Here is a 15,597-nt window from a genome sequence, read left to right on the forward strand (position 1 = left end):
ACTCATCAAGCTCACTGATTTGCGGGTGAAGACCGGCCAGTTCGCTCATGGTGAGTCCCTCAGAAGTAAATGTTCCGTCCGTAACGGGACCCGGTCAGACGCATACCGCAGTAATGACAGAACATCTCAGTCATTTTTCTCACTACAGTCCCCGGAAGCGGCGTTCTGTTGTGCTTTTTCAGCCTTTTGTTGCTGAAAACGGAGAATGCGTTCACAGGCCTGCTGAGCGCTGAGGATATCAGCGTCAGAGACGGTGCCGGCGGGTTGTCCGCAGAGGTCGTAACGAATGGCGCCGGGAGTGAAGAGCCTGAGGTAAGACAGTCGCTGAGAAACCCATGTAAAAACGCAGCGGCAGTCATGAACGGAGAGACCGCAGTCAGGGTCAGCGTTAACAAATTTTTCAGCGTCGCGGAAGATACCGACTTTCATGAGTCGGAAAGCGTCGTCTTCAGGCCAGAGGAGAGGAAAAACCTGACGGAAAAGCGGGAGCTTCTGCCGTCCGTTGCGGAGATTGTCACGGCGGAGCTCACGCTGCCTTTGTTTGTAGCGGAGTAACTTACGCTGTTTTTTTGTCAGTCCGGAGGGGTGAGTCTGTGGCTGCTGACTGACAGCAGGGGACTCACTGACGGATGAGGGAATTTTTCCCCTGTCCGGTGCAGCGGGTATGTTTTCCGTGACAGGAGAGAGAGTAAACTGCCGTTTTTTCTTCACCACAATGACCGGTGATTTTTTAACCGTACCTGCCGTCATACCGCCCCCGCAAAATCAACTTAACACTATGAAATTATAACATAATTTCTTTTTCTCCGGTATAAAAACGAAGAAAAAACACAGAATATTTACTTACATTCGTCACAGGGGCCGGATTTGTCAACTGCTGAATCGCGGGGTCCCGCGCCTGCGGCGTGGGTTCCGATTCAGTGGTTGACAACTGCACATAAAATACCCTTCTGGCGGGGTGATGGTTCACGCAGTGGGCCATCGCCCTGCAAAGCCAGAGGGGACTGAAAGCCACTGAGAAGTTTAGTTACATCATTCATCATTAAAAGCGACTCCATTCCGGCCCTTAGGGCCGGGGCGGGGGCGCTTTTCAGTGGTGGGTGGGAGCCGTATGGTCGGGTTTGTGTTGGTTCCGGTGGTTTTTATTTTGGATGTTGTAACTAATCAGTGTTCTTCTGTAGGTGCCCGCCGCCTTTGGCGGTGGGAGGTACTTATGTTGTTTCCGTACCGGCGCGGACGAGAGTCCGCTGCAAGGGCGGGCATTTTTAGCCTGTCCACAGGGCAGGCGGCGAACAGGTTATATTTTTAAAAGAGATAAATACTGTTGTTTAACTGAGAGATCGTACAGGGGTTTAAAAGGATCGTTGCAGTCTGTAGCGGAATCGTAATGCACTTATTGTCGGTTTCGGATGTCGGTTAACAGACGTAATCCCTTGCAGTTTAGTGTGGATAACTCATAAACGGATGAAAATTGTGCGATATCTCACGTTTTCCGGTCAGCGCTCGCGTTCCGGATTATTGCCGTTCAGGGATGAATCCGGGCCGGAATGGCCACATCTGGTCATTACTTGCGCAGTTATTTTCTGCGGACGTGCGGAACCCTCCGGCGACGGCCGGAGAACTGAAATGTGAATCAGGCGGGAACAAGACGGGTGTAATTACCCCTGGACATTATCGTACGCTCGGCGGTACGACGCTCAACCTCCCTGAAGACAGCGTCCCTGTCGGCAGGGAACAGTCCGTTTGCAATTTCCCGGGTCAGCTCACGCTTCACCAGGGCTTCGATTTCCTTACGGCTGCGGACCGCATCACGCTTCGCCCGGGCACGCTTCAGCCCGTGCAGACGCCGTTCCCGGTGATACGCCCGGAATCCGTCCCGCACATAGCTGAATGCCTGGCTGGCCAGCTCGATGAGGTCGAGACGCGGCTGGCCATGTTTTTCACGCTGTCTGTTTTTCCACTCAGCACGGCTCTCACGCACAGCCGCCAGCGCTTCCGGAGAGATTTCCAGCGCCTCAAACAGGGCCGGCGTGAACTGGATATTCGACGGCACGTTACAGCCAATCTCCGGGTCGAACTCGGTATCATAGATAACCAGACCGAATTCCCTGTCCAGGGACTCCAGCGTCCGGGTAACACGCGTGATTGACAGGTTGCCCTTCTCTGATTCCGTCGCCAGTCCGCTCTCTATTGCCAGGTTAGTGACCGAACGCTGGACGCGTCCCGTTTCCCCGGCCAGCGGGTCGTAATGGAAACACATCGCCTGCAGCAGGGCGTCTATTGCACGACAGCGCAGTTCAGGGGGCCGGCGCTTACGCCGTCCCGTGGAGCGGGAAAATGCCACACACAGTTCAAAGTGAAAACGCGTCGTGAAACCGGCCGCTTTTTCCATCAGTTTACGACAGAAGGGAAGCGTCTTTTTGTCTGCAGGTTCAACAAACTGAGGGTACGGGTTGATGACCTGCACGTATCCGGAGGAGATATTGTGAGTGCTGCTAGCCACTCCACCCTGCGCTTATGTTGCGCCGGTGGAGTAATGAGCACAGAAGGTATTGCAGTTTTCTGAGCATAAAACTATACTCCCTGCATAGAGCAACAGCTTTCTATGCAGTTTTAGATTTGCCCCCGTTAATCTTCTGTCCCGCCAAGAATAGAAAGATTATCGGGGTTTTTGTTTTTCTGGCCCCGGGTAGACACCTCATCAGAACCAGTTTCCTGCCACCTTATGGCGTGACCGACCATGAATTCGTTAAAACGATCAGTAATCTAGCACGCTTCAGGTCAAAGTAAAGTCTTTACTTAAGCAATCCACGAGCCTTTAACTCATTTTCAAGCAATTTTTCAACAAACTGAGCCTGTGTAACCCCGTCACTGTTGCATAACTCAATCATGATATCTTTCAGTGGATTACGGACAAATACTTTTATTTCTTTATGCGTGATGCGCTTTCTTGCGACTGCGGCCATTTGTTTTTCAGAGGCCGACATTGGGCTTCCTTTACGATGGGAACGCATATCTTTCGATGAGGAAGTTACTGCATTTCCAACCTGCTGCGACATCTCCGCCTCCTCAGGGATCAAACCTGGATCGTCTGGCAGAGAATACTACACTTTTTCCAAATCAGCGACTTGAGAATTGCAACCGTGGTTTATGTTGGCGCACAAACCACGTAACGATCGTTTTTTGAGTGCGGGGATCAGTATGTTGACCGCCAGTCTTTACCCATATCCCAGCGGGACTGCCAGTGCTTAAGGTACGTTCTGGCCAGTTCCGGTACATCCTTGATAACCAGCGCGTTTTCTGAATTCGATCGCGCCGCAGATTGACTGAAATTATAAGAACCTGTTTCCACAGTGTTTTTATCCGAAACGATAATTTTATCGTGCAAAATTTTAAATTTACTGACGGTACGCATAGGAATGCCCGCGTTTACCAGCAGGTTCATCGCGGCCACACTGGCCTTTCCCCGGTTCCCCTTCTCATCGAGGACCACTTTCACATCCACGCCACGACGTTTTGCACTGATCAAGGCCCTGACCACCTCCGGAGAGGTGAAGGAATACCCCATCAGCCGGATATTATGCTGCGCAGTCTCAATGGTCTTAAGAACCAGTTGCTCCGCGCTGCCCTCCGGTGAAAAACCGGCCTGAACGGACGGTGCTGCAATGGCTGGCAGGGAGCCCAGCAGGGATAAACACGTCAGTGTGACCAGCGTCAGCCGGTGACCTTTCCTGAGTCGGTAGAGTCTCATCATGTACCTCATATTAACTGACTGGATTAGTGGTGTTATTACTTCAGAAACGCCGGAATCGGGGGAAACTCGATTTTCCCCGATTGCCGGGGTTGGACAACGACGCCAGCGGCGGAGGCGTCAGGATAAATTGTTATTAGCTTTCCTGGCGGTGGCGCGATCGTGACGCTCCATCTCAGCCAGAATCAGCGCGGCCGCTTTCTCCAGGTCACGACGCGGGCTGAATGGTTTCCAGTATTCACGCGCCCACGGCCAGCTGTCCGGCACAACAGCATCCCGGTAATAAACCGACCAGTCTGTACCCCACATCCCGGCCTGACGGGCATAACAGGCTGCTGCCAAAGCCAGGAAACCATTTTCGTATTGATCATCATGTTCCGGAGTCCGGCCGATATTTATCTGGCGCTGTCGTTCTGCTATAACATCCCGCCACGCTTCCGGTATATCCTGTTGTTCATACAGAGGACTCTCAGGCTGAGTACGCTCACCGGTAATATTCAGGTATTCATTCTCCGGACAGGAATTATTCCCTGCCCGGTCAGCATGTTCTAAAATAAAATCATCCCATTCTGAGCGGCTGTACGGGTCAAAAAGCAGCGTTAAAAAATCCGGCATCGTCAGTCTGCCAATACGAATATCCTGCTGGCTGAGGTCATCACGGTACAGCTCCGCTTCTGCGAGGGTAATTGACGGCCAGGAGCCCAGGAGACTGAATACTTTCTTTATTTCCTCTCCCCGTCGTGTTAAAAGAATACTGTCCGTGTGCAGTCCATAATCAGGAATAACAGCTTTAATCAGCCGCTTACTGATATTATTATAATCCGGTAAAAACATATCCTTTATTCTCTTTCTCTGATGCGGAGGATATAAAATATAATTAAGTTATTAATTAATATGTTCCGTGGAGCGCAAACTCACGTTAAGCGAAAAAAATTGTCTGAAAAAATCAATTAACAGACCGTAGTATCCGATAAGTGGCATTTATCCATTAAAAACACACAGTTTAAGGCGCGTTTTTCGCTGTCCATATTATTTTGATTTATTGGACAAACGAAACCCTCATCAATCAAGGACTGCAAGGTTCAAATCTTCTTGTTCCTGGATGATTTTAAGATTCATTCTGATGCTGTTATTCAAATCTGCGCAGTTGGCATGAGTTAGTTCCATTTCCTTTGTGACGTCTCCTGCTGCATGCGTTTGCCCGTGTATCTTCTGCAGGATAGCGCACGCAGTCAATATACCTTTTTCATAATTTGTTAACTTTTTCATGCTGTTACTATTCCTCTTGCCACTAACGTGAGGGTGGCGGGTGTATCACCGGATGCCGGCCCGCGTCTGCGCGGTTTACACGCCGGAGGCTGAGTTGCCCCGGTCATCTGGTGACCGGGGATTTTCTGTTCCGGGGCTGCACCGATAAAAACGACATCATTCCTGTGGCTTTCCGGCGGCTTTATCAATGGCCTTCAGCAGGGTCTCCTGCCCCGCTCCGCCCGGTATCACCGTCACGTTCTTCTCCGTGGCCCCCTTAACCGGCATCACTATCAGCGCCGGAGTCCCCTGCAATTTCAGTTGCTGCGCCAGCCGGTTATTGTTGTCGAGAATGGTCTTCGTGTTCACGTCTCCGCCCCCGATTTTATGCCCTTTCAGGGCAGCGGCGGCCACGCTGCTGATATCTTCACTGGTGAGCGCGCCTTCATCATGGCCTGTGGCAAAAATACCGTTGTGATACGCAAGCCAGGCATCCGCACCCGCGGATTTCCAGATTTCCAGCCCCTTCTGTGCGGCTTTCAGCGAGTTCTCCCACCGCTGCGCAAATATGGGCCAGGACTTAAACACATAGCGGACCTGCGGGTTAGCTTTCATCACGGCCTGCAGCTCAGGGGCTTCCTGTGAACAGACGACGCACTGATAATCAAACAGCTCCACAAGCACCACCTTCGCATCTGCCGGCCCGTATGACGGATTGTCCCTGTCATTCACCAGTGCGTCCTGGTTCGCCAGGACCGCCGCCGTCATGGCCTTAATCTGTTTGTCCTGCTGCTGAGCCTGCAGCTTCTGGCTTACCTGTATCAGAATATCCGGATGCGCCAGCAGATAATCTGCCGCCACCTGCCCGATACGGGCTTCCTGCTCCGGGGTGAAGACCCCGCCGGTGTGCCCGTCTGTGGACAGGGGAGCCTCTGCGGCCATCACCTGGCCGGATAAAAGCGCCAGCCCCGCCAGGGCTGACAGTGTGATTCGGGGGTATGTCATGGGGTTTTCTCCCGTTAAGATTGCCGGTTCCGTCCGTCTGAGGGGAAAAAACCGTACTGAGGAATGCCGGTGAGCGTAACGGAGGCAGCCATGCCGAATCAACCGTGTTCAGGCACGGATACGCCGGTTGCCGTCAGCAGGTCATTCTGTGGTGATTTTCTGTTTAACACGCTCCGTGCTGACCAGCCGGAAAACCCCGGGAATATCCTGGCTGAATGCCGTGCTGCGACGGCTGTTGCTGACTTTTCCTTTTATACCCAGGCGTTGTTTCATTTTTCTGTTACTGACCATAATGTCACCTCATTTTTCCGCGTCATACGATTTTAATATCCGGTACAGCTCATCCTTAATATACAGTTTCTTTTTTTTCAGCATCTCCGTTCCGGCATCCGCGAAGCCGGATATCATTTCCCGCTGTTTTATTTCAGCATCCAGCGCATTGTGTTTATGAAAAAGCCCTGCAAAATGTGCATCCTCATTTTTCAGGCGTGATATCAGCGTTCTGTATTCCGGAAACATAGCCCCTCCACAGTGGTAACATTATCTCCTCTTTAATACAGGCACAGGGAAAATGTAAAGCGTCCGGGCAGGATATTATGTACCGGAATATTACCGTGGCACGCTCACTACCTGACGAACTGCCACACACTGGCAGGTACTTTGTCATACAGACGGTTCATCGTCAGCTCAGCCAGACGATGGTCTGCCGCAGAGTTGAACATTTCCAGCTCATCATCTGACAGTTTATAACGGTTAGATTCAGCCACTCTCTCCAGGGTTTCTTTATTACTGCATTTCCTCAGCTGAAACAGCCAGTCATATTTACTTTTCATTGTTGTCCTTTTATCCGTATATGCTTATTTATATCAATAACAACCAGGTTAATTTATACCCTGTCACAGGGTGGAATAACAGCCCGGTTAAAATAAATTCCGGTTTATTTAAACTGTTTTACACTTCTGTGGTCACACACCGCCAGGATAATTACTTTCCTGCCCTGCGGATTGTTCGCATGGGGCCACATGGCTGCCAGTGAAACGTCCTGTCATCACTCCCCGGTTTTTTATGCTTCCGGTAAGGACGTGTCTGCGGGATGTCTTTCCCCAGTGAGGCAATATATTCATCCCTGATACGTTTACGTTCCGGCGCATCCGGCGGATGCCCGTTCTCTTCCGTCGCCTGCCGGTACAGTGACGTCAGAACGAAACGTTCATATTCACTCAGTAATGATAATTTTTTGGTCTGACTCATACCGTTTCCTCCTTTGCGTGGTCCCGTTCAACAGGTTACATGATAGTTTTTGTATAAAACACGTCGCCTGACAGGGACATAATAAACATCAGCATACCGGAAAGGGAGCAAAACCATCAGTACCGGACGACTGACTCCGAAAGAAAAAGCCCGTCTGGAAGACCGGATTGCCCTGTGGGTTTTCAGGAAAAAACGGCCGGTGACTGCCGCCGAAATTGCCAGGTATTTTGACCTGCATATCCATACCGCACGGCTGCTTGTCCACGCCATTATGCGTCGTGCTGACGGCACCCTCTGCAGGCTGGAAGGTCGTTATGTCCGTAACCCTGTGAGCAAACAGACGCGACAGGTGAAATATTTCAGCGTACTCAGACTGCCGGATACCGTTCGTCGTTCAGGGGCTGAACATAAAGATACAGGCTGACACCTCAGTTTCCCTGCCGGTGGATGATGGTCTTTTTCCCCCGGCACTGGCGCGCCCTTTCCCGGGCAAACAGCCTCCACTGCGGACGGGGAGCCCGGTTCGCGGTCTGCTGCCAGGCACGGGCGGCGGCAGCATAATCCCCCGCCATTTCCAGCCGGAGTGCCTCACGTCCCCGGCTCTGGTGCTACCGGAGGGCGGCAGACGTCACGCCCTGCAGGAGGCCTTCCTGTTTCATCCGCTCACTCATCATACCCTGTTCCTCCGGCTCAGACCGTCTGCGCCAGCACCGCGCGGAGTTCCGCTTTTCTGGCGTTCTGCGCCCGGACCTTTGCCAGCCGCGCCAGCGCGTACTGTTCTTCCTCCACCGTAATATGCTCCGTCACGTACCCTTCCGTGTCATACCGGCAGGCCCCGGCTTTCATCGCGCCGAGATACGCTTCAGAACGGGCAATCGCTTTCAGCGCACGGATTATTTTTTTGTGTGACAGCGGGATACCGCGCCTGGCGGCATCCTCAAACAGCGCCTCACGCACGCCACAGGCGAAAAGACGGGGGGTGTTGCCGTCAAACAGACCCGGCCACCAGGGCTTCAGGGTACTGACGGCCTCATTCAGCGGCGTCAGCTTCAGGTAAACTGCCAGTTCCTGTCCGGCCTGCGCTTTCTTCGCCGCCAGCTCCGCCTCCCGGGCCGCTTTCTCCGACAGTTTCTGCTTCTTCACCTTCCACTTCGGCGGCGTGGTGACGTTAATTATGGTCTTCCGGCTGCGGACGGGCGCGTCGCCCTCCGTCCTGCGCTTCAGCGTCAGTACCGGTCGTTTCTGGTCTGTCATAGTCATTCCTGCCTTACCACATCATCCTGTCCGGATAAAAGATATCACACCCGGCTACAGTGCCAGAATGCCCAGGGCAGCCAGATGACAGGTGTAGAATACCGGGAAAAAATCAGCCGGCCAGAACCGGGGCAGTGATTTGCCTGTCAGCGATACCAGCCATACCGTCAGTCCGGTCACCAGGAGTCCTGCCACCGCCGCAGCATCACTGGTGACCAGATTCAGGGCGGGGACTGCCACCACCAGGCAGGCCGCAAGCGCCAGATACTCTTCAGTATCTGTGGTCCGGTACAGCCGGTAACAGATGACCAGCACCAGCACGCCGGCAACGCCGTAACTGGTTCCGGACAGGGGTATCCACGCCGTCAGCAGCAACAGCGCGGCCGCAGAGTGAAACAGGCAGCGCTGCTCACACCACTTCAGCGCCTGCGCGGCCACCGCAAAGGCAAACAGAATATTCCCTTCATACCACGGAAATCCCGCCAGAAAATACCCGCCCTGGGCGATAACCGCCCATCCCCACAGCCGGTTAACCGCAGACTGGCGGATATGCGTATGGCGGGACAGGTTCAGCCCCCACACCAGGGCAAACAACGGAAACGCCCCGCGCCCGGCCAGGAACATCCACGTCTGGTCCAGGTTCAGGATACGGTTAATATGGTCAGCCACCATCAGCAGCAGCGCCACGGTTTTGATGATATCCCGCTGTCCCGGCGACCAGACCAGCAGTCGCTGCAGCCGGGTATCCAGCCGGACACCCTGTGAATCATTACGTGTGGTGTTATCCATCGTCATCGTGATTTATCTTCCTGTGTCAGTCCCCGCCCGGGGTTCTCTCTTTCTGCAGGTCACGCACCATCTCCTGCTCCATCTGCTGCAGTCGCTCCTGCACCCGGTTTTCCCGCACCACCTCCCGGATGGCTTCCCGCTCCCGTACCGGTTCGCGCAGCACACTCTCCGGCAGCGGGATTTCCCGTTCAGACAGGGGCGTTCTGTCCTGCTCCTGGCCGGCAATCTCCCTGACCGCCTGCGCGGTTTTCTCCTCCGGCAGGTCAGGTTTGTCCTCAGCCATTTTACGGACAATCTCTGCGGCACGCTGCTCTGTTTCACGGCGGACTGCCTCTTCTGCCTGCCGCTGCGCCAGAATCTCTGCCGTGACCGGCTCCCCGTTCCCCGCGCCGGGCTGCACGCTGCTGTCAGGAATATCGCCCCACACCCGGCCGCCGGTCATGGCGCCGGGATTCCATGGACGCCCGTCACCGGCAATTCGCACCACGACGCCGCTGTCAGGGTTCTCCCGGGCAATCCGGACGCCCTCCCGGATATCTGCTGCCAGCAGGCTTTCGCCGTTACGACTGCCCTGCAGGGCCACAAACTGCGCATCCTCACTGCCTTTCACCCGTCCTTCACCGCTGAATCCCCGCAGCCCGGCACCGTCATCCGTTGTCAGCGGGTTCAGCCAGATACCGGCGGATTTACCGTTACGGTCAAACGCCGGCAGCGCCACATACGGCTGCGGATATTTGCGCCCCGGTGCAATAAAACGCGCCCGGCTGTCTCCCTGCGCCAGTCCGGCGTTGCGCAGCACGGCACGGCCGGCGGCCACGTCCCGCAACGCCCGGGCGGTGCTGAACAGGCGCTCTGCGTTCATAATCTCACGTTCTGATTTCGGCTCCAGCACGTCATGGGCCGTGCCCTTTTGCTCCGCACTGTTGATGGCCTTAACCCAGCCCTGACGGTCGTCGGTGTACACCTGCACATGCTGCTTCATACGCGACAGCGCCACATATGCCGACTCAAAACCGGCCATCTGTTTCCGGCCCCCTTCGGTTCCCTCCAGCGCAATGGCAAACGTCTCACTGGCCCCCTGCGCACCGTGTGCCGTGATGGCATACGCCAGGTCAATATGCTGCTCTGCCCTGTCCTGCCCGGGACGGACCACGCGGGTCTGTTTCCCGTCTGACAGCGTGACGCTGTCACCGGAAACCGCCGTCACCGTCCAGACGCTGTTGGCCACATACCCGCGCTCCGGGTCGCTTTTCGTGAAGCGCATCCGGTCGCCGGTGCCCACCCGGATGGTCTCCGGCTTATACAGGGTGACGCCCTCCGCAGAAGCTTCCCGGGGAGAAATCAGCCGGGTGTTACCCTCCTTATCCTCCAGGGTAATCATCCCGTCGTCCTTACTGATACCGGCAATCCGGTGATACACCCTGTCCACCAGGGCCAGCGCCCCCGGATGCGCCTCCCAGGTGGAAAGGCGTCGCAGTTCGCCGTCGCGGATGTTCGCCGTTGTCAGCACCGGGATATCTGCCTGCTGTTTGCCCAGCTCTCCGGCTTTCTCCCGCACATCATGGATCATACTGTTCAGTGTCCGGCGGTCCGCATTCAGATGGGTGACAATCAGCGTCTGCTCCCGGGCTTCCGGCGTTCTGCCGGTATAGTCCCGGACAATGGCCTCATACAGCGTCACGGGTACATCCGGAAAGGCCTCGCCCTTTTTCTCCGCCTCCTGTGCGGCTTTCGCCAGCTCCCGCTCCTGCAGACGGCTGAACTCCGTCACCGAGTTTTCCGGCGCCCATGCCCCCTCCAGGCGGGGAACCTGAACCGGCTTCACGTTTTCAAGCCCGGACAGTGCCTTATTCACATCCCGGTTAATCAGGCTGTACACGGCGTCCCGCAGTTCCGGTGTCTGGCGTACAATCTCCTTCATGATGGCCACATCAGCCGCGCTGCGCGTCTGCTGCAGGCGGAAAGGCTGGCCGGGTGCGATGGCCTGCAGCTGGTCCGTGTCACCGCTCGCCACGGCACGACCACCACCGGCCGCAATCAGGGCGTATGCCCGCGCCATATCGGTGTTGCCCACCATCGAACTCTCATCAAGGAGGAACAGCGTGTTGCTGAAATCCGGCGTTTCACCGCTGCGCTGCTGCAGTTGCGTGTCGTGCAGAAAGGACGCCAGCGTCTGTGCTTCCACGCCGGCACTGCGCATCTCCCCGACCGCCCTGTGGGTCGGTCCCAGCCCCACGACGCGGGGACGCTCACTCTCCGGCAGCAGGTTCACCGCTGACATCACCGCCCGGAACTGGGTGGTCTTGCCCACCCCGGCATAACCCTGTACCACGGTGAAACGGTCTTTCGTTTCGAGTATCATACGGGTGGCGGCACGCTGTCCGGATGTCAGAGTCTCCATGAGTTCGCCGGGTACCCTCTCCATCAGTGGCGTGACCGCCTCCTTGCCCTCAAGGATATGATGCAGAATACTCTTTTCAGCGTCATACGACGCACGGGAAATCAGCAGGTCTGTGCCATAACCTTTTGCCACATCCACATACAGTAAATCGCCCCGTTTTATCTGCGCATCAATTTCCCGTCCCAGGTCAGCAAAACCGGTTCCCTCTGCAGCAAACGACTTCGCCTCCGTCAGCAGGTCCACCTGACTGAATGCCAGGTTTTTACTTTCCACCACCGGAAGGGCAAGGTGAATGGCCTGCTGTGCCGGCGTGTGCAGCCCGGCTTTCTGGCGGCTGATGGCGGTTTCCAGCGATACCTCACCGGCACGCGCCTTTATCTGCTCAGAAACGACCGTAAAAGACGGGTGACGGGAGAGTTTTTCAGCAGTGCGGGTCTCATCCAGTGAGGAATACAGCCGGACATCCCGGCCGCTGCGGGCCAGACCGTTCAGGGTGGCGTTGTCCATCGCCATCTGTGTGACGGAAGCAAAAACTTTCGCACTGTCACTGACGGAATGTCCGGGTGTTTCCACCCAGCCGTTTTCCAGCTTCAGCGCCGTGAACGGGGAATCCCCCACCTGCAGGGAAGCCGGCTCAGCCCGTCCCGGAACGATGACCGTCATCATGCCATCGTTCACCGCTGATACCTGCAGCCGGTCGCCGCCGGAGACGCGAAGCCCGGGAATTTTTCCCGTCACCATAAGACGCTCGCCGTCTGCCACCGGCATCTTCTCCGGCCGGAAGAGTGACCAGCTGCTGTCCAGGGCTGAAATCCGCACCATCTGCGTCTCTCCCTGCGCATCCCGCAGGGTCAGACTGTGACTTTGTGCGGTCACCCGGTCAATCACATACCGGTCATGGGACCGTTTCTCCGGGTTCCACTGCTCCATCACCATCCCTTCACGGTACATATCGCGCAGGTAACGGTTCCGGCTGTCCAGCCAGACCGGCGACAGGGCGGTCATCATGGTGTCCTGCTGCCCGAGTATCCCCTGCGTCTTCAGCTCACTGCGTATCATCCCCGCCAGTATGTCCTGCTCACGCACGCCGCTGACCTGCGCCACGCTCTCTTCCCCGGCTTTCACCGCGGCCACAAAATCCCCGGCCAGCCGGGCATAGCGGACATTCCGGTCCGGCTCGCTGATAACGGTCGCCGGGGTCTGCTGCCCGCCCTGCCAGCGGTAACTGTTCACGCCGGCCTCCTTCATGGCCATCAGCGCGCTGCCGGTACCGGTGCGCTGACCGCTGTCGGTAATGAGCACCTGGACGTTATGACGCGCCGCGCCATCCAGCAGGGTCAGCGTCTCCTTCAGGGACAGCTTTTCGCCCTGGTCGACAATAACGGTACTGCCCGGGGAAAATGTCATGCCCTCCTGCAACTGACTACGCCCGGTTATCAGCTCACCGGACAGACGTTCATCCTGCTTCAGGTTTGTCTGCGAACGGCGGTCGGCGGCAATAATCTGCACCTCACGCCCCTGCTCCCGGGCCATCATCGTCAGCTCCGCCACCCGCTCCCGCTGACCGGCAGCACCGCCCTGACCACTGATAATGGCCAGTGACGGGCGATCCTGAGCCAGGACACTCACCGCGTCGCTGTAACTTTCCGTGCGGGGCACGCTCTTCTCCGGATGGACGGTCACCCGGTTCTGCTTCATGATATCGCTGCTGAGTGCCCGGACAGACAGCTCATCGAGCACATGAATACCGGAGGTGAACAGTCCTTTCTCCCGGTCGAGGGGGATAAGCTGTTCGCGGCTGATGGCCTCATCAATCCCGGCCCGGGCCTTCTCAATCACGCCGGCTTCCGGCGGCAGCATCCCGACCGTTCTGGCCAGCACGTCGGTATACGTAAACTGAACCTTCCGGTCGCTTAACCCGGCAATGGCCTGCGTCATCGCCTGCTGAATATCCGGCTGCTCCTGTGACGGAACAGGCTGTGCTGCCTGTATTTCCGCCCGCCTGTCCGCAGCCTCACGGTATGCGCTGATATCAAACCCGGTATCTTTCAGGGTCTGCATCCACTCAGCCATTTTCACTTCCGGATCGACATGCTGTTTGGATTTACGCGTATCCAGCGCCGCCACATCCCGGGATTTCAGCGACGCGTCATCACCTACCGCTTCCCGTATAGTCTGCGAACGGCTGGAAAAGGCCTCCACCGGGACACCGGGCATCTCCCACATACCGTGCTTACCGACCACTTCCGTTTCATAGCCCAGTGCTTCAACCTTCTCTTTCAGCACCGCGCGGTAAATCTTCCCGAAGGCAATCTGATTGGCATAGACATTCTCGATAAATCCCGTTTTTCCCACCTTATCGCTGCTCAGGGTCTTCCATTCCCCGTCATGCAGCGTGACGTTGGCCACCACGGCATGGGTATGCAGCTGCGGCTCCTGATCACGACTGGTATCATGGTTGAACAGCGCCATCACCAGATTACCGGTGAGCACCGTTTCTGACTGCCCGTCCGTCATCACCCTGGTGGAGGCCAGCGCTTCCACCTGACGGACAGCGATATCCACCGCCTGGTTGTGTGCCTCAGTCAGGCGTTTATCGCCTGCCAGCATGGCCATCAGGGAAACACTTTTGGGTGCAGAGAAGGTCAGATCATAGCCGGGGCGGTGTTTGTTGCCGCCGTCCTGCTGCCGGCTCAGATCAGCCCCGTCGGGCAGTCTGCCTTCCAGTACCCGGGTGAACACCTCCTTATCGACGGCGCCCTGCAGCCCCAGCTGCTCCACGCCTTTTCCGGCCCAGCGTTCCTCCAGACTGCCCAGCACGTAATAGTTATCCCTGTCGCTGTAATAACCGGCGGCACTCCCCGCTGAACGAACCTGCGCAATACTCATCATAAATGTATATCCCTTTGACATATCCCATCACAAAAACCATAATGGATATACGTAAGACATATCCCTGTAAGGAGGCACATGATGGAAACCAGCGTATTTCTCAGTAACCGTAGCCAGGCGGTCAGGCTGCCAAAAGCAGTGGCATTGCCGGAGCATGTAAAACGTGTGGAAGTTATCGCTGTCGGGCGAACCCGGATCATCACACCGACCGGAGAATCGTGGGATGAATGGTTCGACGGAAACAACGTCAGCGCCGATTTTATGGATAACCGGGAACAACCCTCCGCCCAGGAACGGGAGTCTTTCTGATGCTGAAGTTCATGCTGGATACCAATATCTGTATCTTTACGGTAAAAAACAAACCCGCCAGCGTCAGGGAACGTTTTAACCTGAACCAGGGGAGAATGTGTATCAGCTCGGTCACCCTGATGGAGCTGATTTACGGTGCCGAAAAAAGCCAGATGCCCGAACGAAATCTCGCTGTGATTGAGGGTTTTGTTTCCCGACTTGATGTCCTGGATTATGACGCGCCGGCCGCCACCCATACGGGGCAGATCAGAGCAGAGCTTGCCCGTATGGGACGCCCTGTCGGGCCATTCGATCAGATGATTGCCGGTCACGCACGCAGCCGGGGACTGATTGTTGTCACGAACAACACCCGGGAGTTTGAACGAGTGGGTGGACTGAGAACTGATGACTGGAGCTGATACCGCCATCAGAAATCATCTCCCGGCTCCGGTTCATCCTCTCCGCGATCACTGTGAACGTTGATATTCACTTCCTCCCGCCGTTGCATCTGCTGCTGAGTATTCACCTCCTGCTCCTGCCGCCAGCGCTCATACGCCGCCGTGTCCACCACCTCACCGGACGCATTAATGCCGGGGGGCAGCGGCTGCTCTTCGTCTTCCTGCTTCATTTTCAGTTCCTGTCCGACACCGCCTGCAGGCGTATTCACGGCGGTACCCGCCGCTGCTGATTTTTTATCGCTGACAACCGTGGGCTGTGG

Annotated in this window: 17 protein-coding genes and 4 pseudogenes; 4 read left to right on the plus strand and 17 right to left on the minus strand. The window is 56.1% G+C overall.

Annotation, left to right across the window (positions count from 1 at the left end; all coding sequences use genetic code 11):
• Positions 1 to 126: 126 nt before the first annotated feature.
• From ACLJRH_RS24280 to tap, 3 genes are all read right to left on the minus strand, one after another.
• On the minus strand, positions 127 to 750 hold the full coding sequence (locus ACLJRH_RS24280; protein WP_410958170.1) for a ProQ/FINO family protein: 624 nt from the start codon (positions 748 to 750) through the stop codon (positions 127 to 129).
• Between the two features lie 883 nt (positions 751 to 1,633).
• Positions 1,634 to 2,503: a plasmid replication initiator RepA gene (gene repA, locus ACLJRH_RS24285; protein ID WP_031609882.1), complete on the minus strand. Its 870-nt coding sequence runs from the start codon at positions 2,501 to 2,503 to the stop codon at positions 1,634 to 1,636.
• Entirely contained in the window at positions 2,496 to 2,570 is a 75-nt protein-coding gene (gene tap, locus ACLJRH_RS24290) for a RepA leader peptide Tap (protein ID WP_071786570.1), read from the minus strand. Before tap ends, repA begins: the two co-directional genes overlap by 8 nt.
• Before the next feature lie 49 nt (positions 2,571 to 2,619).
• Between tap and ACLJRH_RS24295 the strand changes: the two are divergent.
• Positions 2,620 to 2,744 (plus strand): annotated as a pseudogene (locus ACLJRH_RS24295) (replication protein RepA).
• 51 nt (positions 2,745 to 2,795) lie between these two features.
• On the opposite strand, the gene ACLJRH_RS24300 reads toward ACLJRH_RS24295, so the two are convergent.
• The 10 genes and pseudogenes from ACLJRH_RS24300 to ACLJRH_RS24345 form a co-directional block, all read right to left on the minus strand.
• Positions 2,796 to 3,059, minus strand: a complete 264-nt coding sequence (locus tag ACLJRH_RS24300; RefSeq protein ID WP_410958171.1) for a replication regulatory protein RepA — start codon at positions 3,057 to 3,059, stop codon at positions 2,796 to 2,798.
• Positions 3,060 to 3,196: 137 nt separating this feature from the next.
• Positions 3,197 to 3,751, minus strand: a complete 555-nt coding sequence (locus ACLJRH_RS24305; RefSeq protein ID WP_410958224.1) for a phospholipase D family protein — start codon at positions 3,749 to 3,751, stop codon at positions 3,197 to 3,199.
• A gap of 120 nt (positions 3,752 to 3,871) precedes the next feature.
• Positions 3,872 to 4,585, minus strand: a complete 714-nt coding sequence (locus ACLJRH_RS24310; protein WP_410958172.1) for a hypothetical protein — start codon at positions 4,583 to 4,585, stop codon at positions 3,872 to 3,874.
• A 228-nt stretch (positions 4,586 to 4,813) separates the two neighbouring features.
• Positions 4,814 to 5,020 (minus strand): hypothetical protein, encoded by a 207-nt coding sequence (locus ACLJRH_RS24315; RefSeq protein WP_410958173.1) that lies wholly within the window; start codon positions 5,018 to 5,020, stop codon positions 4,814 to 4,816.
• Positions 5,021 to 5,305: 285 nt separating this feature from the next.
• A pseudogene (locus tag ACLJRH_RS24320) lies at positions 5,306 to 5,767 on the minus strand (thioredoxin domain-containing protein); the annotation flags it as partial.
• A gap of 27 nt (positions 5,768 to 5,794) precedes the next feature.
• Positions 5,795 to 6,004, minus strand: a pseudogene (locus ACLJRH_RS24325) (DsbA family protein); the annotation flags it as partial.
• Between the two features lie 141 nt (positions 6,005 to 6,145).
• Positions 6,146 to 6,295 carry a hypothetical protein gene (locus tag ACLJRH_RS24330; protein WP_410958174.1) on the minus strand — a complete coding sequence of 50 codons (150 nt, stop codon included), beginning with the start codon at positions 6,293 to 6,295 and terminating at the stop codon, positions 6,146 to 6,148.
• Positions 6,296 to 6,304: 9 nt separating this feature from the next.
• Positions 6,305 to 6,523: a YdcH family protein gene (locus ACLJRH_RS24335; protein ID WP_410958175.1), complete on the minus strand. Its 219-nt coding sequence runs from the start codon at positions 6,521 to 6,523 to the stop codon at positions 6,305 to 6,307.
• Positions 6,524 to 6,630: 107 nt separating this feature from the next.
• Positions 6,631 to 6,837 (minus strand): hemolysin expression modulator Hha, encoded by a 207-nt coding sequence (gene hha / locus ACLJRH_RS24340; RefSeq protein WP_000838014.1) that lies wholly within the window; start codon positions 6,835 to 6,837, stop codon positions 6,631 to 6,633.
• A gap of 151 nt (positions 6,838 to 6,988) precedes the next feature.
• Positions 6,989 to 7,255 (minus strand): hypothetical protein, encoded by a 267-nt coding sequence (locus ACLJRH_RS24345; protein ID WP_410958176.1) that lies wholly within the window; start codon positions 7,253 to 7,255, stop codon positions 6,989 to 6,991.
• 199 nt (positions 7,256 to 7,454) lie between these two features.
• On the opposite strand from ACLJRH_RS24345, the gene ACLJRH_RS24350 reads away from it, so the two are divergent.
• On the plus strand, positions 7,455 to 7,679 hold the full coding sequence (locus ACLJRH_RS24350) for a hypothetical protein (RefSeq protein WP_410958177.1): 225 nt from the start codon (positions 7,455 to 7,457) through the stop codon (positions 7,677 to 7,679).
• 266 nt (positions 7,680 to 7,945) lie between these two features.
• Here the strand turns inward: ACLJRH_RS24350 and ACLJRH_RS24355 are convergent, their stop codons facing one another.
• Genes ACLJRH_RS24355 through traI form a run of 3 tightly spaced genes read right to left on the minus strand, consistent with a single transcriptional unit; the run spans position 7,946 to position 14,591 of the window.
• Positions 7,946 to 8,509, minus strand: a complete 564-nt coding sequence (locus tag ACLJRH_RS24355; RefSeq protein WP_410958178.1) for a fertility inhibition protein FinO — start codon at positions 8,507 to 8,509, stop codon at positions 7,946 to 7,948.
• A 54-nt stretch (positions 8,510 to 8,563) separates the two neighbouring features.
• Positions 8,564 to 9,304 carry a conjugal transfer pilus acetylase TraX gene (gene traX / locus ACLJRH_RS24360; RefSeq protein WP_410958179.1) on the minus strand — a complete coding sequence of 247 codons (741 nt, stop codon included), beginning with the start codon at positions 9,302 to 9,304 and terminating at the stop codon, positions 8,564 to 8,566.
• Positions 9,305 to 9,323: 19 nt separating this feature from the next.
• Positions 9,324 to 14,591 (minus strand): conjugative transfer relaxase/helicase TraI, encoded by a 5,268-nt coding sequence (gene traI, locus ACLJRH_RS24365; protein WP_410958180.1) that lies wholly within the window; start codon positions 14,589 to 14,591, stop codon positions 9,324 to 9,326.
• An 81-nt stretch (positions 14,592 to 14,672) separates the two neighbouring features.
• Here traI and vapB point away from each other — a divergent pair, with 81 nt between their 5' ends.
• On the plus strand, positions 14,673 to 14,900 hold the full coding sequence (gene vapB, locus ACLJRH_RS24370) for a toxin-antitoxin system antitoxin VapB (protein ID WP_410958225.1): 228 nt from the start codon (positions 14,673 to 14,675) through the stop codon (positions 14,898 to 14,900).
• Positions 14,900 to 15,298 carry a type II toxin-antitoxin system tRNA(fMet)-specific endonuclease VapC gene (vapC, locus tag ACLJRH_RS24375; RefSeq protein ID WP_410958181.1) on the plus strand — a complete coding sequence of 133 codons (399 nt, stop codon included), beginning with the start codon at positions 14,900 to 14,902 and terminating at the stop codon, positions 15,296 to 15,298. The genes vapB and vapC overlap by 1 nt, the downstream gene beginning before the upstream one ends.
• 8 nt (positions 15,299 to 15,306) lie before the next feature.
• Here the strand turns inward: vapC and ACLJRH_RS24380 are convergent.
• Positions 15,307 to 15,597 (minus strand): annotated as a pseudogene (locus ACLJRH_RS24380) (conjugal transfer protein TraD); the annotation flags it as partial.

The sequence above is a fragment of the Salmonella sp. SAL04162 genome, assembly GCF_046551535.1.
Lineage (GTDB): Bacteria > Pseudomonadota > Gammaproteobacteria > Enterobacterales > Enterobacteriaceae > Salmonella > Salmonella enterica.